Source organism: Vibrio sp. TRT 17S01 (assembly GCF_050113695.1).
Lineage (GTDB): Bacteria > Pseudomonadota > Gammaproteobacteria > Enterobacterales > Vibrionaceae > Vibrio.
In genome coordinates, this window is the sequence record NZ_JBNJOG010000004.1 from 18,432 (window position 1) to 38,489 (window position 20,058).

Genomic DNA, 20,058 nt, shown 5'->3' on the forward strand with positions numbered 1-20,058 from the left:
GGATCATCAGATCCCTCATTCATCAGAAAGGACAAAAGGTTGTCTATTCGAGACTGATAATAGCAACCACCCGTGGTGCTATGTCAGTGATATGTCAACGTTATGTCGTAACTCTGTCTGTTTATGCTTCACTCATTAACTGGCTTGAGAGCTCAAACATTCATACTTCAAACGCAATACGGTGATCAAATAGCAACCTCATCTAACACACGGAAAACCATTTCATCTAAATGCCCTTCAAATACTTGTTTACACACTTTCCGGCGCACCGCGAGACCAGCAATCAAACGTTCAATCGACAAATGTTTACTCTCACTTTGGCTATTGTAGAGCTCGACCATCTTACTTAACGTTTCATAAGGCATCACCTCTTCACCCACTCTTAGCCAATCAAGCTTCTCTATCAGCTCGTCACACTCTTCTTTGATTGAGTTAGGGGAATGGCCTGTCATTGCTGCTAAAGCCGTTATACTGCGTTCTAGAGCCTCTGGAGAGGTATATTTAGATAGAGTGATGGTAATCTCGTCCGCATTGATTTCAACCAAGTGCTTTCTTTGCTTCACGCGGCGACCTAAATTGCCTTTTGGCGAACGGGGCTTGCGTTGAATAGGCTCAAATTCACCATCGATGATCTGTGACAGTTCATCCAATTGCTGCTTAGTCACCATCTCATTACGCAAAGGGTTTGGTAGGGTTGGCGCCATATTACGTTTGCCCGCATTCGTTGTTCGAGCGCGAGAGTACCTCAACACTTCTTCAGCGTCACACTTGATATCAAACTGGTAGTCTTGAACTTTGTTTTTCTCGATCATTGCGGTGATCGTCAAGTGGTAACCCCACAAGTTCACGACAAAAAACTCGTCGTTCCCTTTACCGTCTGACAGTTTTTTCAACTCACGGATCAAATCCATCGAGAAACGTCGCCATTCAATATTTCTTGCCAGTTTTTGGTTCAACTCACTTAACAACATAACATCAGTATGACGGCGAGACATGCGGCTACGGAAGTAAGAATACAACTGAAACACCAAGGTGTGCTGTTTTAAGATCTCTGGTGGGAACAAGAAGAAATAATCGCGAGTCAGCAGCTCTTCATAAAACGAAGGTTCCCATACTAGGATGTATAGGTTTGGTTTTATGCGTATTTCGCCGTCAGCGCCCTCTGTAGGGGCTTCTTCTGACGCGGTAATGGTTCGGGCTATAAAACGAAAACGATCGCTCTTAAAGCCTTCTGGCATGTTTTCACTTAACCAGCGGCCCGTCAGTTCATGCAATTGAAAATCGGTATACTCAATGCGATCGATACTGTCACGAATTGAGTCACGAGCTGGGCCACTGTCCTTCTTACCCCGCAGCGATAAAATATCCGTGATGTACAACGGCGTTTTGTTTGGTACCGCTTTACCATCCAGTTGGTACTCTTGTTGATGATGCTCATGGTATTGCACCGTCAAGGTGAACAATGCAAATAACGTCATCAGATCATCAACCGTCATGATGTTTTTCGATGATCGTGTCTCGATCACTGCCCTTGTGCCAGAGATCGAAACCATACTTTTTTGATAGTTCTTGCGTGTACGTGGTGGGGCTAACGCTTGGTCGATGATCCCAGCCCAATTTGTCGGAGAAACAACAAACTGATCCGCTTCATCTTTCATAGCTGGTGGCGTGTTCAAGCCATGTTCACTCAGCAAACGCTGGTTAACTTGAGTCTGAGCCAGTGCTTTTGAGCGTTTTTTCTTTTCGGTTTGCTTTACCGATTCCGTCACAAGACTGGTTGAACCAAGCACTGAAATTAATTGATTAGGATTTACGAAGCGATGCAGCATGGTTTTGCCAGCAAGTCCCTCTTCAAAACGTACAGGGATTTGGTTAAATAAACCAATGTTCACAGCCGCTCTAAGGCGTTGTTGAATCGCGGCTCTGGTCAGTTGTCCATCAGTCGCATCGATCAATTCTGTTGTTGATACCAATCCATCTTGGCTACGAAAGCCTCGCAAAGAAATTAGATTAAGAAGCTCAACGATACTTTTGGTGACGCCTTTGAAGTGTTGATATTGATCGATCCAATCAACTGCGGTTTCTGAAACTTCAAACAAATGCCCGTCTTTGTGGCTACGTGGCGCTTTAATTAATATCTTTTCTTCTGAGCTCATTTATTATGATCCGTATCACACTAGCCGTAATATCGCTATAGTTCCAGAAGAATAAAGAAAAAAAGATCATAAATAAAGAAAAAAATTGTTGTTTTAAATAACTGATCTTTTTGATTATTCTGATCTTAATTGATTATATGATCTATTGATCAGGGCAAGAGTTTGCTTTTAACTTTTTGTTTTGAAAGGAGAATTTTTTTTGGCTTTCAGAAGCATGATCATGACACAAGCGAAAGCATGATCATTAAGTTCTTGAAAGCATGATCAAAAGTTCTCGCAACGATGATCATTAAAAAGTCGAACGCATGATCAATGAAGTGACTGAAGAATGATCATGGCCCCTACACACTTTATCCACAACCCCTTGAATAACGATGGATTGTCGATAAACAAATTTACATCTCTAACTGCTTAATTTGTCCGAAACGATGATCAAGGAAACTGCATTTGTCATCGCATTTCCCTTCTTTTGATTATTAATTATACAGAAATGAAATTGAAATACACAAAAGCGTTAAATGGTGTTCTAACGACGACAATGTTCAGTGTTTCGAAAGCATGATCAAGTATAGGAGTGGTTTATGAATGGCAAGACGTTGCTATTCCGACTATGTCTATTATTAGATGCGCCAAGACTGAAATCCAGTATACATCTGCATTCTACCGTAATTTAGCCTCAAATTTACATGCTTCCGGAAAGTACACTTACTTGATCATTGATCCGAAAAACGATCATTTGCTATGGAATGATAGTAACGCAATGTTTGAGTTGAATTTTCCTTGATCATCGTTCCTATATTCCATTTTACCTTCGAAAGCATGATCATCAGGCTCTCCTTGATCATCGTTTCGAGGATTGTGTATGAACGTCACTCATCCGTTTTTACATCATGGATTAATTTTACAAAGTGTTGTCACTTTAAGGGAAGTTTTCAGTTGAAATGACACATGCCGTAATTGGGGAAGAAAAATTAATCGTTCCGTGAAGTATTGATGTTGTTTAGACTCAATAGTTCCATTTTACATTGTAAATGAGTGACGGTGTAACATTTTAATTCTTTGCCTGTTTGTGATGCGAAATACCGCTTCATAAACGCGATATTTTATCAACTTTTGTACTATTTCGATTCGATAACATTAATTTGCTAATAGATTTTCTATTTAATGTGATTTTAATCTATATGTGGATGTACACCTTTTTATTGTTAATAAAATTAAATGCTGTACAATCGAAATCAGTGACTAATAACGGAAATTGGCAATGAAAAGAGAACAGACAATAGAGAATCTCATCCAACTGGCTGAGCAAACTGCGCAAGTCCAGGCAGACCGTATAGAGATAGTTTTAGAAGAAAGAAGTGAAGAACATTTTCCTGCAATGTCGAAAGCATTGATGGAAACGCGTTCTGGCCTGACTCGCCGCAAGCTTGATGATGCGATAAGTAAAATGGAAGCTGAAGGGCATCAGTTTACTAAGAATAATGCGAACCATTATTCAATTTCTCTTCAAGAAGCTCATATGTTGATGGATGCGGCTGGCATGCCAAAATTCCATGAACGCAAAAAAAATTCAGACAATAAACCGTGGATTATCAATGTTCAAAACCAGAAAGGTGGAACGGGTAAATCCATGACAGCAGTACATCTTGCTGCATGTCTCGCGCTGAATCTTGAAAAGCGCTACCGTATTTGTTTAATTGACTTAGACCCTCAGGGCTCTTTACGCCTGTTCCTTAACCCACAAATCAGTGTTGCAGATCACGACAATATCTATTCCGCTGTGGATGTGATGTTGGATAACGTGCCTGAAGAGGTAGAGGTCGACAAAGAATTTTTGCAGAAGAATGTATTGCTACCAACGCAATACCCAAATCTTAAGACGGTTTCTGCATTCCCAGAAGACGCTATGTTTAATGCTGAAGCATGGCAATATTTGTCTCAGAACCAGTCACTCGACATTGTGAAACTCCTTAAAGAAAAGCTGATCGATAAGATTGCGGATGAGTTTGATGTCATCATGATTGATACTGGTCCACACGTTGATCCACTGGTATGGAATGCGATGTACGCATCAAACGCATTATTGATTCCATGTGCAGCAAAACGTTTGGACTGGGCTTCAACGGTTAACTTTTTCCAGCACTTGCCAACTGTGTATGAAATGTTCCCAGAGGATTGGAAAGGGCTGGAGTTTGTTCGTTTAATGCCAACAATGTTTGAAGATGACAATAAGAAGCAGGTTTCCGTTCTTACTGAAATGAACTACCTGCTTGGCGACCAAGTTATGATGGCTACCATTCCGCGTAGTCGTGCATTTGAAACATGTGCCGACACTTACAGTACTGTCTTTGATCTCACAGTCAGTGATTTTGAAGGGGGCAAGAAAACATTGGCCACCGCTCAAGATGCAGTACAAAAGAGTGCGCTGGAATTAGAACGTGTACTGCACAGTAACTGGTCATCACTAAATCAGGGGTAAGTAGAAAATGGCAATTAAGACGTCAGATTTAAACGCAAGACTATTTGGTAAATCGAATAAACGCCGAGCTTCTACACCTCAAGAAGCTCAGCAAGCAGCAAAAGAACAAGCTCAGTTTATTGAGCTTTCTGTAGCAGGTGAAGAGCTTGTTGCATTTGAATTAGTACGAATTCCTGCAGAGCAAGTTGCGGATCAAACCGTGGTCTTTGCAGATAACGCCCGTGAACAATCGTTCTTAAATGAGCATGCGTTGTCGGATGTGTTAGCGACACTTCGTGAACGAGGACAGCAATATCCGGCAGTCGGTCGTAAACGTGAAGATGGTAAAATCGAAGTTCTTGATGGTAGCCGTCGTCGCATGTCCTGTATTTTAGCGGGACAAGAATTTCTTATTTACGTTGCTGAAGGCATCAATAGCGAACATGCTAAATTCCTTTCTGATGTTGCTAACGCACATAAGCCACTTTCTTTGTATGAAAAGGGCAAGGAAATGCTCGCCAAGCTCAACAGCGGTGAAGCAGAAGATCAAAAAGCACTCGCGAAAATGTTCCAGTGCAGCGAAGCATTGGTGAGTGGAGCATTAAAAGCGGCAGATTTGCCATTAGAACTGTTGCAAGCGTATCCAAATGTCGCTGATTTAGGTCGTCCAACAATTGTGAAGCTTCACAAGCAATTTAACGAACTGAGTGACGAAAATCGCGGAAAATTGTTAGAGCGCTGCCAATCGAAAGATGGGTTTGTTTGGCAACGAAGCACTGCACAAGGTGTGGCACGTATTACTAAAGAAGTGTCTGAAACCATCGAAGATTGGATTGAAGAACTTGCACCAAGTAAACGAGCAGAAAGTGCGAAAGTTGATTTGATTAAAGGCCGAGCAACTTATACCCGTAAAGGAAATAACTTAGCTCTAACCTTGAAAAAGGTCGATGACCAAACCATGCAACAGATACTCGAATTTGTCGAAAGCAAATTAAAGTAATCCTCTAAAAAGCCGCATCAGCGGCTTTTTTTGTCCTTTTTAACCAAGTAACCTGCGGTACCAACCATGCTTGGTTGAGTATATAATCGCATCAGTATCGTTACTTCGGATCTGACATGTCTTCCTATCAACTCTTCTTTTCTCAATTGCTTTCTGCGACCAGTAAAAACCGTCAACGTGCGGGGCTCGTGCTGAAGGGGAGCCAAGCATGGCAACAATCTCGTATTGCTGAGTTGCTTGAGTTATCCAAGGAAAAAACGATTTTTGTCATGGGGGAGTGTCATGGCGTTGGCGTGACAAAACAGGTTTCGATTAAGAAAGGGCAGTTTCTTCTCGGCCAAGAATGTCAGCTGCTTATCTGTGACTTTTCTGATGACTTTGATGCTAATAGCTTTAGTGCGGCATTAGGTGCACTTGTTGGGGGCGGAATTCTTATTGTTTTGCCTCCTCGTAATCAGATAGAAGACGATGCTCAGAAATGGATGGAGCATGCATTTTCGAAGCTTATTTCAGTTGTTGAGAATAAACCTGTCCCTGAGTTTTCGTGCATCGCAAACAATCGTGATACTCAAATTGATGCCGCCCCTTTTTCTGAACAGAAACTTGCGATTGAACATATTGTTCGGGTTGTGACCGGGCACCGGAAGCGTCCACTGGTGATGACGGCCGATCGTGGAAGAGGGAAGAGCAGTGCACTTGGTCTTGCTTCTGCAGAGCTTATGCTTAATCGAGCTATTTATATTGTTATTACTGCTCCATCTCTTGCATCTGTCACTCCAGTTTTTGAACATGCAGCTAGCACGTTACCTGTCGACGTTAAAAAGAAAGGCGTTCTTGAGTTTGGTGACTCTAAACTGGAATTCATTGCGCCGGATGAAATACTCCGAACAAGTCCCGAATGTGATTTGCTGTTAGTGGACGAAGCGTCTTCCATTCCAATCCCGATGCTTAAAAATATGGTGGCGCGCTATCATCGTATGGTGTTTTCTACCACGATACATGGTTATGAAGGATGTGGGCGCGGCTTTTCTCTTAAATTCCAAACTTGGTTGAAAGAGAACAGAAGTGGCAGTCGTTTCTATCATTTGCAACAACCCATTCGTTGGATGGAAGGTGATTTCCTTGAGCAATGGCTTTACCAGACATTCTTATTGGATGCGGAATTAAATCCGCCACCTGCAATCGTTCCATCACAATGTACTTTTCGAGAAGTAAGCAAATCCACATTGCTTACTGACACAGGTTTATTGCGCGCTTGTTTTGCATTGTTAGTTAATGCTCATTATCAAACCTCACCCAATGACTTAATGCTATTGCTACGCGATCCTGCCATTTCAGTCTTTATTCTTGAGCATGAAGGACTATGTGTGGGATGCATATTGACAGTAGAAGAAGGTGAACTGGATGCAGAGTTAATCAATGATGTCCAGCGGGGTAGGCGCCGACCTAAGGGGCATTTAGTACCGCTGACGATTGCCAATCATCTTGGAATTAAAGAAGCCGCAACGATACGCAGTTTGCGTGTCATGCGTATCGCGGTTCATCCTGAGCTTCAACAGAGTGGTCTTGGCAGTCTTATGCTTCATCATCTTAAACATGACCATGCAGCGCCTTTCTTGTCCACAAGCTTTGGTGCGACACCAGAGTTGATTCAGTTTTGGCACAAGAATGGTTATCGAGTTATCCGTATTGGGTCACAGCGAGATCAAGCGAGTGGATGCCATTCGATTATTATGGTTCAAGGAAATCTGCATTGGATAGATGAAGCAACGAATCTATTTAGTGAAAGCCTACCATTCTTGCTGTCTGGAATATTGCAATATCTTGAATCTGACATGGTGCGTAACTTGTGGCATAAAATGGATGCTTCCGGTAGCAATCAACGACTTCCTGCTATTGTTGATAATTATCTAGACGGTGGAGCGAGTTATGATAGCGTTGCTTTTCTACTTGTCAGATTATTAAAAGCCGAACCTGTTCGTATTGTAAACGCGACCGATTTGGTGATAAGAAAACTGCTGCAGCACCATTCATGGCAAGATTGTGTCAGTGAACTTGGCTTCACCGGTCAGAAGCAAGCTGAAGCGCAATTCCGCTCAGACATCCATGCCTTAATTAGAGCTGACGGATTTACACTGTAAAACCAGCTTTATTTCATCAATTTACACTGTAAAACTCCTTTCAATTTTTACAGTGTAAATTACGCTAAACCGATGAACTTTCTATCAAGACAAGGATGACAAGAAAGTCCTATTACCGTATTTTTTTAGTTAGTTTTTATATTCTGTGTAACGTTCTCTTAAGTATCTAAAACTAAACAACTTATTAGCTGTTTTTAGCAAGTGTCATGCGGTAATCCGATGAACTTTCGTATATTAGTCATTTGCTAAATAGTTATTTGTTTCTACACTCATTTTTAAGCACGGTGCTCTATATCGGCTAGGTTATAAAAAAAATGTGGACTGAAACATGGAACTTAAGCTTGCAGATTCGTTGGATATCTCTACGGTAATCGACTCTTCCAACCAGTACAAAGAATGGCTTTCAAAGGATACATCGTTAGTTATAGATGCTGCTGATGTTGCCAGAACCGATGCTGCCGGAATCCAAGCGTTAACCTCTCTCTTTCTTACTGCAAAAAGTAACCAAATCGATATTCAGCTCTCGCAACCTACAGAGTTATTGCTGGAAGGCATAAATACATTGGGTTTGCAGGACGTGTTTAACTTAACACCGGATGTTGGAGAGCTATGTAATGAAAAAGATTCTGGCAGTTGATGATTCAATTTCCATTCGTCAAATGGTGAGTCATACATTAAAAGATGCAGGTTACGACGTAGAAACAGCAAATGATGGCCGAGACGCATTAATAAAAGTCGGTTCAACTAAATTTGATGTAGTGATCTCCGATGTGAACATGCCCAATATGGGCGGGCTTGAGCTAGTGAAAGCGTTAAGAGATAAGCCTCAATACAAGTTCATTCCTATCCTGATGCTAACCACAGAAACCAGTGCCGAAAAAAAGAAGCAAGGAAAAGATGCTGGCGCAACTGGGTGGTTAGTAAAGCCATTTAATCCCGATACCTTATTGAAAACGCTTAAGCGCGTTATTTAAAAAATAAAACTAACAACGTCAGTTTATACGGGGGCGATGTGCAATGGCTTTAGACATGGAACAACTTCGTAAAATGTTTTACGAAGAATGTCGTGAAAATCTCGAAGTTCTTGAAGACGTATTACTGAATCTCGACATCAGTTGTGTTGACGACGAAACTATTAATACGATTTTCCGTGCTGCTCATTCAATTAAAGGCGGCGCAGCGACATTTAATCTACTCGATATCAGTGAGTTTACCCACTCAGTAGAAGCTTATTTAGATCTTGTACGGAATAAAGAGCGTCAGCTACAAAGTGACACGATCGACTTACTACTAAAAAGTGGTGATTGCATTCGCAGCATGCTGGAAGGGCATGAGCTTGGTAATGATGTTGATACAGAGCTACGCGATAGTGTCAGTCAGCAACTGCACCATTTATTGGATGAAGGTACGGAGGTTTCTTCCGCGGTTCAATCTGAACCGGCTCCAATCGAGAATGAACAAACACCAAATCACGACGCCCCAAAAGATGGTGAATACTGGTTTGTTAGCTTTGAACCACATAAAGAAATGTTCTTTAGCGGGAATGATCCGCTAAGAATACTACGCGAGGTAAAAGAGCTCGACCATCAATGTCAGATTGAATCTTTGTTAGACAGCCTTCCTGAGCTTGCAGAAATGGAAGCTGAGCTGTGTTATTTGAAATGGCATCTTCAGTTAAATGCAAGCATCGCTAAAGAAGATATTGAGGAAATATTTGAGTGGGTTGAAGATGAATGTGAGCTACTCATCGAAAAACGCACGACGGAAGTTAAAGTTCAAGATTCATCAAGCACACCAGCAACGGCAGAGCCGTCCCCACAAACGCCACAAAAAGAAGAGCCTGCTCCTTCACCACCCGTTGTCAGCGAAAACAAAGCCACAAAAGTGACAAAAACAGATTCTGCAGTCAGCTCTATTCGTGTCGATATCGATAAAGTTGATGGCTTGATCAATTTAGTCGGTGAGCTTGTGATCACCCAGTCCATGCTTACCGAAATTGGCAATGACTTTACCATCGATAAGTTAGAGAAACTCAAAGCAGGTTTAGCTCAGCTATTGCAAAACAGCAAAGACTTACAAGAAAACGTACTCAACATACGCATGCTGCCGATGAGTTTTGCTTTCAGTCGTTTTCCACGATTGGTGAGAGATCTGTCTGGACGGTTAGAAAAGCAGGTTGATTTGCAAATTAAAGGTGAGCAAACCGAGCTGGATAAAACCGTTTTGGAGCGAATCGTCGATCCTCTTGTTCATTTAGTAAGAAATGGCATTGATCATGGTATCGAGCAACCAGAGCAACGTTTAAATCAAGGAAAGCCCGAGCAAGGGACGATAGAGCTGAATGCATTTCATCAAGGTGGCTCTATTGTCATTGAAGTCAAGGATGATGGTGCAGGACTGAATTGTGAAACTCTTTGGAACAAAGCACTTGAAAAAGGCGTTCTGGCTCCGGACACAAGACGGGAAGAAATGACCGATAAACAAGTGATGAACTTGATTTTTGCTCCGGGCTTTTCGACGGCAGAACAAGTCTCTGACATCTCAGGTCGTGGAGTCGGGATGGATGTGGTTAAACGCAATATCGAAGAGCTGGGTGGCCATATTGAAGTGAACTCTGAATTAGGGAAGGGGTGTTGTTTTACGATTAGCCTACCTTTGACATTAGCTATTCTTGATGGGCAGCTTGTTCGTGTGGCCGGTGAAGTATATGTGATTCCGCTCCTGACCATCGTTGAATCAATTCAAATAGAGCGGTCTTGCATCAAGTATGCCTCTGGTGGAGTTGAACTCTATCGCTTACGTGAAGAAAACATCCCAATTTTAAGGTTGCAAGAAGAGCTAAAAATGGGTGAAAGCGGCTCTCTAGATGACCGAATTCTCTGTTTTGTTGAAGCCGCAGGAAATCGAGTTGGCTTGCTATTGGACGAATTGCTCGATCAGCAACAAGTTGTAATTAAAAGCCTCGAATCAAACTACAGCAAAGTAGCGGGAATATCGGGAGCTACCATTCTTGGAGATGGTTCCGTGTCTTTGATTCTTGATGTCCAAGGTTTGATCACCAGTTTCCTTAATCGGAATGCTGAGGCTACGCACAAAGGTAAAGCGGCATAGGAGTGAACATGGATTCTGAACAAGAAAATATTGTCGAAGTGCCTACCGGAGTCATGAGTGATGAGGCGAATGAAAGCGCAGATTTCCTCAGTTTTCGTTTAGCAAACGAATTGTATGGCGTTGAGATTAATGATGTAGAGGAAATTCGGGTTTGGGAAAGGCCGACACCCATTCCTCGCTCTCCCTCTTACGTAAAAGGGGTGATTAATCTACGCGGCATGATTGTCCCTGTGATCGATTTGAGAAGTCGTTTTGAAGTCAGCCAATGTGAATATTTACCGACAACTGTGGTGATTGTATTGCGTTCCGTTAGTGATGATGAAGAACGTCTAATGGGACTGGTTGTTGACGCCGTAAGCGACGTCGTTAGTCAGGGCGAGAATGAACTCTATCCAGCGGTGGGCGAGTCATTGGTGACGCCATACTTGCAGGGACTTATCAATGTCGGCGAACACGTAATGTCGTTACTCAGCACGGAAGAACTGTTGAATATAGATCGAATACTAAGGGCGGCTTGAACATGATGACGGAAGAATTTTTAAGCTTTGTATTAGATAGTGAAGAGTATGCGGTCCCCATTCTTGATGTACGTGAAGTAAGAGGATGGACGGATGTGCGTCAAGTACCGAACTCACCCGATTACATGCTGGGCGTGTTAGAAATTCGGGGAGAGTATGTTCCGATTGTTGATTTGCGTATGCGATTTGGTCTTGCACCAGCGCAGATAAGTGCGACAACGGTGGTGATTGTTTTGAACGACAAGCAGCAGCACCCGCTAGGGATTATTGTTGATGCTGTATCGGAGGTTTATGACCTTCGTGATGACAATATTAAGGAAGCACCTGCGGTGGCGCCGACAGTCGATCACAGTTATATACGTGGTATCGCAGCTGTAGAAAATGGACATTTAATTTTAATAAACCTTGAGGCTCTATTTGATGTAGCAGGGCTGAACGAGGCGTCAGTAGAAGAAGCATTAATGTAAGAGGTGACTCATGGGATTTTTTAAACGCAGAACGGAACCTGCTACGCAACAGTTTGTAGCGCCAGCACAGGACACGCTCATGGAGCAGCCTCAAGATTCAGGGGGCATTTCCAAAGAGCAGATTTTATCGGCACTCAATGCGGCTCAAACGGCTTTGATGATGATTGACCGAGATTTTAAAATTACTTACGTCAATCAGAAATCCATTGATTTGTTGCAGCATCACGAAGTGCTATTCCAATCGATTTGGCCGAATTTTCGCGCGAATGAAGAGTTCTTGATCGGCTACTGTATTGATGGGTTTCATGCGAATCCGCAACACCAAAGACAGCTTCTTTCGAGTGTTGCAAACTTGCCGTACAAAACTGTCATCAGTGTTCAAGATATTAAAATTGAGTTGAACGTCGGCGCCATCATTGATGCAATGGGAAATTATGTGGGGAATACGCTCGAGTGGCAAGATGTGACTGAGCAACTCAAACAACAGGATGAAATTACCCGTCTTCAAGCCGCTGTAGATCAAGCGCAAACCGCCATGGTTATGATCGATCGCGACTTCAATATTACCTATATCAACCAAGAAACCTTAACCCTGTTCGGCAAACATGAGGCAACGCTTCGTTCCGTGTGGTCGGGCTTTACGGCCAGCGAAGATTGGTTAATAGGACGTTGTATTGATGAGTTTCATCGTAATCCGGCTCATCAACGCCAACTGCTAGGTGATCCTAATAACTTACCTTATAACACCGACATCACGATTGGTGATCTGAAAATCGCACTGAATGTTGCTGCAATACGAGATACTCAAGGCAATTACATTGGTAATACGCTGGAATGGCAGGATGTGACTGAAGAACGGGCAAAAGAAGAAGAAATTGGCCGCTTAGCATCTGCCGTTGAAGGCATGACAACAAATCTGATGATGGCCAATAAAGATGGCATTATTACTTACCTCAATCCGTCACTTAGCAGCTTATTAAAAGAGCGAGAAAGTGATCTTCAACGCGTACTGCCAGGATTTGATGCCAGTAATCTTGTAGGCAAAAACATTGATATTTTCCATAAGAACCCAAGCCACCAGCGCAACATTATCGCCAATCCAGACCGACTCCCCTTTACGTCGGACATAAAAGTTGGTGGGTTAGAGTTCAAATTGACCTGTATTGCGATGCGTGATGCGCAAGACAATTACATTGGCCCTGCATTGCAATGGGAAGACATCACCGAGCAACAAGATGGTCAACGTCAAGTTGAGGCGCTGATACAAAGGGCGATTGCTGGGGATTTAAATGAGCGCATTGATACCACTGTCTACAGCGGTTTTATGAAAGAGCTGGGTGATGGCATCAACAGCTTGCTTGAAACCATTGTTGAACCACTTGGACAGTGCATTGATGTGATGAGTCAGGTTGCGGATGGTGATCTTAACCAAAACATGTCTGACAGTAATCAAGGGGAGTTTGGCCGTTTGTCTGAAGCGGTGAATACGTCGATTCTCAACTTGCGCAATATGGTTGATAAAATCACCCAATCATCCGCTCGGGTTGCCACTGCATCAACGGAAATTGCGGATGGAAACAATGACTTAAGTCAACGTGTGGAAGCGCAAGCATCAAACTTAGAAGAAACGGCAGCCAGTATGGAAGAGATGACTGCAACGGTTCGTCAGAATGCAGATAACGCAAAAGGTGCCAACACGCTTGCGGATGATGCGGCGAAAAAGGCCAGCAAAGGCGGTGATGTGGTAGGTCAAGCGGTGGCTGCTATGGCTGAAATCAATACTGCAAGTAAGAAGATTGCAGACATTATCGGCGTGATCGATGAAATCGCTTTCCAAACTAACCTATTGGCATTGAATGCGGCTGTGGAAGCGGCAAGAGCCGGAGAGCAAGGCCGTGGGTTTGCAGTGGTAGCAGGCGAAGTTCGTAACCTTGCGCAGCGCAGTGCGGCGGCGGCTAAAGAAATCAAAGGCTTAATCAAAGACAGTGTTGAAAAAGTAGATGAAGGCTCTCGTTTAGTGGATGAATCGGGAGAGACTTTAAATGAGATTGTTGACGCGGTAGCGAAAGTGACAGAGCTGATTGCTCAGATTGCGTCATCCAGCCTTGAACAATCAACCGGTATTGATGAAATCAACCGTGCTGTTGCGACGATGGATGAGATGACCCAGCAAAATGCGTCCTTGGTAGAAGAAACTTCGGCGGCAAGTCAGTCACTAAAAGATGAAGGTAAAGAACTGCTTAACCTGATGAATTTTTTCTCAACCGACAACAACATCACCACATTTGAATCAAAAAAGCAGACTAAAGACACTGGGCAAAAAAATAATGTACGAGAGCTCCGGTCGACCCGAGTCGCCAACACCAACTTCAAAATGAATGAGGAAGGAGACGAATGGGAAGAGTTTTAACTCGTACGGAGCAGATGAATGTGGCATCGCAACAAGAATTTGAGCTGACAGATAAAGACTTTAAGTTCATTCAGTGGTTTATGCACAAAACTGTTGGAATTTATCTGTCAGATAGAAAGCGGGCCATGGTCTATGGCAGAGTCAGCCGTCAATTGAGGCGGCTGGGTTTGTCTCGTTTTGAGGAATATCGTGAGTATATTGAGCGAGATGAGGAGGAAAGAATCCACTTCATTAATAGCCTTACCACCAACAAAACCGAGTTCTTTCGTGAGTACCATCACTTCGAGTTCTTAGAAAAAGTTTTGCTTAGAGAGTGGCGTGAGCAAAGTGAGAAGAAGCTCCGAATGTGGTCGGCTGGCTGTTCTACAGGGGAAGAGCCATACAGTTTTATCGCTTCATTATATTGCTCTGGGGCATTTGACTCGATTGAAGAGTTGGACTTCTATGCCACTGACTTAGATACCGCGGTATTAACGAAAGCACAACAGGGTGTCTACGATGCAGACACGATTAGCAGTATTCCTACTCAGTATTTAAAAAAATGCTTTGTGAAAGGAAAAGGAAGTAACGCAGATAAAATAAAAGTCATTAAGGGGTTGCAGGAGTTAGTTCAATTTAGACAACTGAACTTGCTCGAAGAGTGGCCTTTTGAAAAGCAGTTCAATCTGATTTCTTGTCGAAATGTCATGATCTATTTCGATAAACCGACACAAGAAGCGCTGATCACTCGCTTCCATCAAATGCTTAAGCCTAATGGAATCTTATTCATCGGTCATTCGGAAAGTGTAGGGGCATGTGCTCCGCTGTTTCACCATCTTGGGCACACCATTTACGTTAAACAATGAGGCGTCCAGATATGATCCATAGCGCAGAGAAAACACCTTATAACAACACCCACTACAGCCGATTTTTTCATCCGGTACGAGAGACGCATATCGTAAAAGTGAATCCTGGAGGTTTGTATTGCACCTCTGAGAAAGAGCTGATTTGTACAGGTTTAGGCTCTTGTGTTGCGGCTTGCATGTGGGATGAAGAAAATCGCGTTGGAGGCATGAATCATTTTCTTCTTCCGTTTGACAACCAAAACCAAGCAAGGCACTGGCACCCGGATGAAATTGTTTCTACAGCATCACGTTATGGTAGCCATGCCATGGAACTGCTTTGTAACACGCTCATTTCAAAAGGAGCGAATCGCAGCAATCTCAAAGTAAAGCTATTTGGTGGGGCGCAGATGCTTGGTCGTTACTCAATGATAGGCGCCAAGAACGTCGAATTTATTCTCGCATACGTTGAGCAAGAAAACTTAAATGTTCAGGCTCATGATCTTGGAGGTATGGAGCCAAGAAAAATTATGTTTGATCCATTAACAGGGAAAGCATGGTTAAAACGTATTCCATTTAACGAAGTTCATCAGGTTCAGCATCAAGAAGAAAAATACGCAAGTGATTTAGACAAGGAAAGCCATCGTCCTCACGATGATGATGTGGAGTTGTTTTAATGAAAAAAATCAAAGTACTGATTGTCGATGATTCACAAGTATTCAGGGCGTTGCTGGCCCAGTTGATCGATTCTGATCCAGAACTTGAAGTGGTCGCTACGGCTGAAGATCCCTATCAAGCGCGTGAAATGATCAAAGTACACAATCCTGATGTACTGACGCTTGATATTGAAATGCCACGCATGAATGGCGTGCAGTTTCTAAAAAACTTAATGCGTTTACGGCCCATGCCTGTGGTGATGATTTCAACATTAACTCAGCATGGTGCAGAACCAACCTTGCAGGCTTTAGAGCTCGGGGCGGTCGACTATTTTCCAAAGCCAGATGCGGATCGAACGGCAGAGATGGTGGATTATAAATCTCTTGTTATTGAAAAAATTAAAACCGCCGCAGGTGCAAACGTAGCACACAGTGAAAAAGTGGTAGCAGTACCTAAAGCCATACATGTTCCGAGTAAAACAAAAATGGAAGTGATTGCTATTGGGGCGTCGACGGGAGGAACGGAAGCAATCAGGCAGGTATTGTCTGCACTGCCTGCTGGATTACCACCTATCATTATTACTCAACATATCAGTGCTATGTTCAGTGGATCTTTCGCTCAGCGCTTAAATGAGCACAGTGCTTTCCCTGTTCAGGAGCTGACTTCACAACGTGCCCCCTTAATACAAGGGCATGCCTATTTAGCTCCGGGAGACAAACACCTCACTATTATCAGAAGAGGTAGCCATCTCTATTGCCAGCTTGATGATCGTCCCCCTGTAAATCGACATAAACCTTCCGTCGATGTCATGTTTGATGCCGTCGCTGAAACGGTAGGTGAGAATGCAGTTGCCGTGATTCTCACCGGAATGGGACAAGATGGTGCAAAAGGAATGTTACGGATGAAACAGCGTGGGGCAAAAACAATTGCTCAAGACAAGCATTCATGTGTTGTTTGGGGAATGCCAAGGGTAGCCACGGAGATTGGCGCGGCGCAGCAAGTTGTCGATCTTAATCATATACCACAAGCCATTTGTGACCTATTACAAGCAACAGATTAACGGATGGACGAGAGGCTTAATAATGAATATAAAAATGTTGGCAAAACAAAAAAGATATGCGCTCTGTCTGGGCTTACAAATTTCCTTGTTGTCATTTGGGTTGTTGTACACCAGCTCAGTATGGCTAGTCATGATCATGGTTCTCGTTGCAGCTATTCCGTGGTTTACCCTACCGCTCTCAAATTCAAATGCAGTTAGTGCAGAAAGTTCAACCATCGACAGAGGAGCCGATGACACCACGGATTTTAGTGTGTTGCGTAAAACAGATCCCGTACTCAACACGCTTAATCATCAGATTGAAAGCACGTTAGATAAGCAGCGAAGTGTGGTTGATGAATCGGTAGAGACGCTCAATACCAGTTACTTTGAAATGCAAAAGCTGGCAGAAACCCAAGGGCATGTGACCTCTGTGTTGGTTGATAGCTTACTGGGTAATCAAAAAAGTGAATTCGACATAACGCAAGTACTCCCCAAGACGGAAGCCATTATTACCCAGTTTGTTGACACCCTAATCAATATTTCTGAGAAAAGTATCTCCGCAGTGCACAGCATTCACGATATGTCAGAAAAGCTCGATACGGTGTTTAAACTATTGGAACAAGTTAGGGGGTTATCAGAGCAAACAAACCTTCTTGCCTTAAATGCCGCCATTGAAGCTGCTCGTGCTGGCGATCATGGTCGAGGATTTGCTGTGGTTGCTCAAGAAGTGCGTAACCTTTCCGTTCGTGCTGAAGAGCTAAATAACCAAATAGAACATGAAATCAGCATTGCTCAAAAAACAGTGGTGGAAACCAATAAAACTGTTGGTGAAATGGCCTCGATTGATATGACTGATGCTATTGAATCAAAAGAAAAAGTAGACAACATGCTGCGTGGTGTTCAGCGCATTAATGAAGAAGTGGAAAAAGAAGTCCACAAAATCAAAGGCGTGGGGGATGAATTACACATCCATGTCGATAACGGAATTCGAGCATTACAGTTTGCCGATATTGTGGTGCAGCAGGGTGATTATGCCAAAGAATCTTTAGCCTTTTTAAGCGCTTTGAAAGAGACGGTTCAGCAGCTCGCTATGGCTGAACTTACCCCCGCAGAATTTACCTCTGCAGTAGAAGAATTGTATCAACAACTCGAAAACCGAGGTGCGCCAGCAGCCTCTCAGGTCAGTATAGAAGAAGGTGAAGTAGAACTTTTCTAAGGAGAAATTATGACAGTAGAAGCGCAAGTCGATCCGAATAAGAAGGAAGTGGTCATTGCTATAGAGGGAGCCTTTGGTTTTAGTCTGGTTCAAGATTTTCGTCGCTGCTACTCCGAGCGCCGGGATTACCGTTTTACTCTTGATCTACGTAAAGTGGACTATATCGATAGTGCTGGGCTTGGGATGCTGCTGAACATGCATAACTATCTCGATCAGGATGATGGCATGATTCGTATCACCAACACTTTGCCTCAGGTGAGAAAGATCCTGTTGATATCGCGATTTGATAAAAAATTTCAAATCGAATAGTGAGGGGGCTCAATGCGCGTATTAATTATTGATGATCATGCGACCAATCGAGAGTTGTGTCGCTTTATGCTCAACCACATGGCAGACCATATTGATACGTTTGAAAATGGTGAAGGTGTGGTTGAAGCCATGAAACAGATGGAAGCCTTACCTGATGTGATTTTGCTGGATGTCATGATGCCAGTAAAAGATGGCTTTACCACTGCCCACGAAATACGTCAGGCATTCCCCGAACAACATATTCCAATCATCTTTCTTACCGTTTTAGACGACCATGATTCTTTTGAGCGTTGTTTGTCTCTTGGAGACGACTTTATTCTTAAGCCTGTTGAACGCAGTGTGCTACTGGCAAAAGTGCAGGCGCATTATCGAATTGTTCGCATGCACAATGAAGTCACTGATCAGCGTGATGAGCTGCAGCATTTCCACGAGCAGGTTCGCTACGATTATGCCATCGCAGAGTCTATTTTTACGAACCTCATGGACGAAATGAGTTCTCAGCTCAAAAAAATCTATGGCATTGAATACATCTCGACACCGTCGACCATCTTTAATGGTGATCTGATTGTTGTGGCTAACCGGCCTCATGGCGGCGTTTATGTGATGATTGCAGATGCCACAGGACATGGTCTTCCCGCCGCGATATCGGCAATTCCCGCTACTCGTGCTTTTTTCTCTATGGCTGAGAAAGGGTTGTCTCTGGGTGAGATCGTTGTGGAAATCAACAACTCATTAGTGAAGTTTCTGCCAATGGGGATGATGCTTGCCGCCAATATTTTTGAAATTCGGGCGAACGGATTTGAGGTGACATGGTGGGGTGGTGGGCTACCGGAGGCGTATATTCTCGATGCGGATGGCTCGATTGTTCGCCGACTTATTTCAAACCACATGCCACTTGGCGTGCTTAAGCCCGAAGAATTTGAAACCAATCTGACTCATTTTAAATTAGAGCCGGAGCAAAAAATCATTTGTTATACCGATGGCATCATTGAAGCGATGAACACCGAAGGCGAACTGTTTGGTCAAGAGCGACTGGAAAATGTATTGGTAAGTGGTAAGCCTATTATTCCAACCTTGTATGAAGCGGTCAGTAAATTTGCCAATAAATCGGTTGGGGATGACTTATCCATTCTTTCCATGCAGTTCCCGATTTCAAATGCCCATGATGCGACACCGTCGAAGGCTACCCACTATATGAGCCACATTCCTACTCAATCGACATTGCGTTTTACTGGAGCAGTACTGAAATCTGTCACCATCATGACGGAAGTGCGTCAGTTCTTAGTCGGGATAGTTAATGGTGGAGCTCATTTAGATTTAGTGTGTTCGGTTTTGTCTGAGTTATTTGCCAATGCGGTTGAGCACGGATTACTCAAACTGGATTCAAAGATAAAAGATGAGCCCGATGGATTTTTCGCTTTTTATCAGATGAGAGAAGAGCGTTTACAGGCACTCGATGATGATGTCTGGGTTTGCTTGAGTTTAGATTATCACCCAGAAACTAAGCAGTTGAAGATGACTATGGAACACAATGGTGAAGGCTTTGACTATGATAAAGTAATGAAGCTTGATAAATCCTTGACGCATGGACGTGGTATTGTTCTTGCTTCGGAACTTTGTGATTCGATAAGGTATTCAAAAGAAGGGAAACAGGTCGAGGCGATATACAGTTTTGACGCCAAACATCACTTCCCAAGCTCGATGTAACGAGTATTTTTACAGTGTAAATAGGGGAAGAGGTGACGTAGGCCTGAA

At 43.2% G+C, this 20,058-nt stretch carries 16 protein-coding genes; 15 read left to right on the forward strand and 1 reads right to left on the reverse strand.

The genetic code is table 11. The features are described from left to right. Positions 1-185: 185 nt before the first annotated feature. Positions 186-2,156 carry a replication initiator protein RctB domain-containing protein gene (locus tag ACQEXS_RS07860; RefSeq protein WP_427013415.1) on the reverse strand — a complete coding sequence of 657 codons (1,971 nt, stop codon included), beginning with the start codon at positions 2,154-2,156 and terminating at the stop codon, positions 186-188. 1,261 nt (positions 2,157-3,417) lie between these two features. On the opposite strand from ACQEXS_RS07860, the gene ACQEXS_RS07865 reads away from it, so the two are divergent. The 15 genes from ACQEXS_RS07865 (at position 3,418) to ACQEXS_RS07935 (ending at position 20,010) form a co-directional block, all read left to right on the forward strand. Then, the gene (locus ACQEXS_RS07865; protein WP_367990483.1) at positions 3,418-4,635 is read left to right on the forward strand and encodes an AAA family ATPase; all 1,218 of its coding nucleotides are present in this window, start codon (positions 3,418-3,420) and stop codon (positions 4,633-4,635) included. Positions 4,636-4,642: 7 nt separating this feature from the next. Continuing rightward, on the forward strand, positions 4,643-5,614 hold the full coding sequence (locus ACQEXS_RS07870; protein ID WP_427013416.1) for a ParB/RepB/Spo0J family partition protein: 972 nt from the start codon (positions 4,643-4,645) through the stop codon (positions 5,612-5,614). Positions 5,615-5,730: 116 nt separating this feature from the next. Then, a complete protein-coding gene (locus ACQEXS_RS07875; RefSeq protein ID WP_427013417.1) occupies positions 5,731-7,755 on the forward strand; it encodes a tRNA(Met) cytidine acetyltransferase TmcA in 2,025 nt (674 codons plus the stop codon). A 328-nt stretch (positions 7,756-8,083) separates the two neighbouring features. Then, positions 8,084-8,392, forward strand: coding sequence for an STAS domain-containing protein (locus tag ACQEXS_RS07880; RefSeq protein WP_427013418.1), 309 nt, complete (start codon positions 8,084-8,086; stop codon positions 8,390-8,392). Continuing rightward, entirely contained in the window at positions 8,370-8,729 is a 360-nt protein-coding gene (locus tag ACQEXS_RS07885; protein WP_367990487.1) for a response regulator, read from the forward strand. The genes ACQEXS_RS07880 and ACQEXS_RS07885 overlap by 23 nt, the downstream gene beginning before the upstream one ends. Positions 8,730-8,772: 43 nt before the next feature. Next, positions 8,773-10,866, forward strand: a complete 2,094-nt coding sequence (locus tag ACQEXS_RS07890; RefSeq protein WP_427013419.1) for a chemotaxis protein CheA — start codon at positions 8,773-8,775, stop codon at positions 10,864-10,866. 8 nt (positions 10,867-10,874) lie between these two features. Then, on the forward strand, positions 10,875-11,384 hold the full coding sequence (locus ACQEXS_RS07895) for a chemotaxis protein CheW (protein WP_427010569.1): 510 nt from the start codon (positions 10,875-10,877) through the stop codon (positions 11,382-11,384). 2 nt (positions 11,385-11,386) lie between these two features. Next, entirely contained in the window at positions 11,387-11,851 is a 465-nt protein-coding gene (locus ACQEXS_RS07900) for a chemotaxis protein CheW (RefSeq protein ID WP_427010568.1), read from the forward strand. A gap of 10 nt (positions 11,852-11,861) precedes the next feature. Next, positions 11,862-14,261, forward strand: a complete 2,400-nt coding sequence (aer2, locus tag ACQEXS_RS07905; protein WP_427013420.1) for an aerotaxis transducer Aer2 — start codon at positions 11,862-11,864, stop codon at positions 14,259-14,261. 14 nt (positions 14,262-14,275) lie between these two features. Continuing rightward, complete coding sequence (locus ACQEXS_RS07910; RefSeq protein WP_427013642.1) at positions 14,276-15,106, forward strand: CheR family methyltransferase; 831 nt, start codon at positions 14,276-14,278, stop codon at positions 15,104-15,106. An 11-nt stretch (positions 15,107-15,117) separates the two neighbouring features. Continuing rightward, positions 15,118-15,759 carry a chemotaxis protein CheD gene (locus ACQEXS_RS07915; protein ID WP_367990494.1) on the forward strand — a complete coding sequence of 214 codons (642 nt, stop codon included), beginning with the start codon at positions 15,118-15,120 and terminating at the stop codon, positions 15,757-15,759. Beyond that, on the forward strand, positions 15,759-16,799 hold the full coding sequence (locus ACQEXS_RS07920) for a protein-glutamate methylesterase/protein-glutamine glutaminase (protein WP_427013421.1): 1,041 nt from the start codon (positions 15,759-15,761) through the stop codon (positions 16,797-16,799). Before ACQEXS_RS07915 ends, ACQEXS_RS07920 begins: the two co-directional genes overlap by 1 nt. Before the next feature lie 22 nt (positions 16,800-16,821). Then, positions 16,822-17,994, forward strand: a complete 1,173-nt coding sequence (locus ACQEXS_RS07925) for a methyl-accepting chemotaxis protein (protein ID WP_427013422.1) — start codon at positions 16,822-16,824, stop codon at positions 17,992-17,994. Positions 17,995-18,003: 9 nt separating this feature from the next. Then, positions 18,004-18,303, forward strand: coding sequence for an STAS domain-containing protein (locus ACQEXS_RS07930; RefSeq protein ID WP_367990500.1), 300 nt, complete (start codon positions 18,004-18,006; stop codon positions 18,301-18,303). Between the two features lie 12 nt (positions 18,304-18,315). Continuing rightward, entirely contained in the window at positions 18,316-20,010 is a 1,695-nt protein-coding gene (locus ACQEXS_RS07935) for an ATP-binding SpoIIE family protein phosphatase (protein ID WP_427013423.1), read from the forward strand. Positions 20,011-20,058: the final 48 nt, after the last annotated feature.

Excerpts from the sequence above, each read along its gene's own strand:
- ACQEXS_RS07860 (WP_427013415.1), bottom strand. The coding sequence starts at position 2,156 with ATGAGCTCAGAAGAAAAGATATTAATTAAAGCGCCACGTAGCCACAAA.
- ACQEXS_RS07865 (WP_367990483.1), top strand. The coding sequence starts at position 3,418 with ATGAAAAGAGAACAGACAATAGAGAATCTCATCCAACTGGCTGAGCAA.
- ACQEXS_RS07870 (WP_427013416.1), top strand. The coding sequence starts at position 4,643 with ATGGCAATTAAGACGTCAGATTTAAACGCAAGACTATTTGGTAAATCG.
- ACQEXS_RS07875 (WP_427013417.1), top strand. The coding sequence starts at position 5,731 with ATGTCTTCCTATCAACTCTTCTTTTCTCAATTGCTTTCTGCGACCAGT.
- ACQEXS_RS07880 (WP_427013418.1), top strand. The coding sequence starts at position 8,084 with ATGGAACTTAAGCTTGCAGATTCGTTGGATATCTCTACGGTAATCGAC.
- ACQEXS_RS07885 (WP_367990487.1), top strand. The coding sequence starts at position 8,370 with ATGAAAAAGATTCTGGCAGTTGATGATTCAATTTCCATTCGTCAAATG.
- ACQEXS_RS07890 (WP_427013419.1), top strand. The coding sequence starts at position 8,773 with ATGGCTTTAGACATGGAACAACTTCGTAAAATGTTTTACGAAGAATGT.
- ACQEXS_RS07895 (WP_427010569.1), top strand. The coding sequence starts at position 10,875 with ATGGATTCTGAACAAGAAAATATTGTCGAAGTGCCTACCGGAGTCATG.
- ACQEXS_RS07900 (WP_427010568.1), top strand. The coding sequence starts at position 11,387 with ATGATGACGGAAGAATTTTTAAGCTTTGTATTAGATAGTGAAGAGTAT.
- aer2 (WP_427013420.1), top strand. The coding sequence starts at position 11,862 with ATGGGATTTTTTAAACGCAGAACGGAACCTGCTACGCAACAGTTTGTA.
- ACQEXS_RS07910 (WP_427013642.1), top strand. The coding sequence starts at position 14,276 with ATGAATGTGGCATCGCAACAAGAATTTGAGCTGACAGATAAAGACTTT.
- ACQEXS_RS07915 (WP_367990494.1), top strand. The coding sequence starts at position 15,118 with ATGATCCATAGCGCAGAGAAAACACCTTATAACAACACCCACTACAGC.
- ACQEXS_RS07920 (WP_427013421.1), top strand. The coding sequence starts at position 15,759 with ATGAAAAAAATCAAAGTACTGATTGTCGATGATTCACAAGTATTCAGG.
- ACQEXS_RS07925 (WP_427013422.1), top strand. The coding sequence starts at position 16,822 with ATGAATATAAAAATGTTGGCAAAACAAAAAAGATATGCGCTCTGTCTG.
- ACQEXS_RS07930 (WP_367990500.1), top strand. The coding sequence starts at position 18,004 with ATGACAGTAGAAGCGCAAGTCGATCCGAATAAGAAGGAAGTGGTCATT.
- ACQEXS_RS07935 (WP_427013423.1), top strand. The coding sequence starts at position 18,316 with ATGCGCGTATTAATTATTGATGATCATGCGACCAATCGAGAGTTGTGT.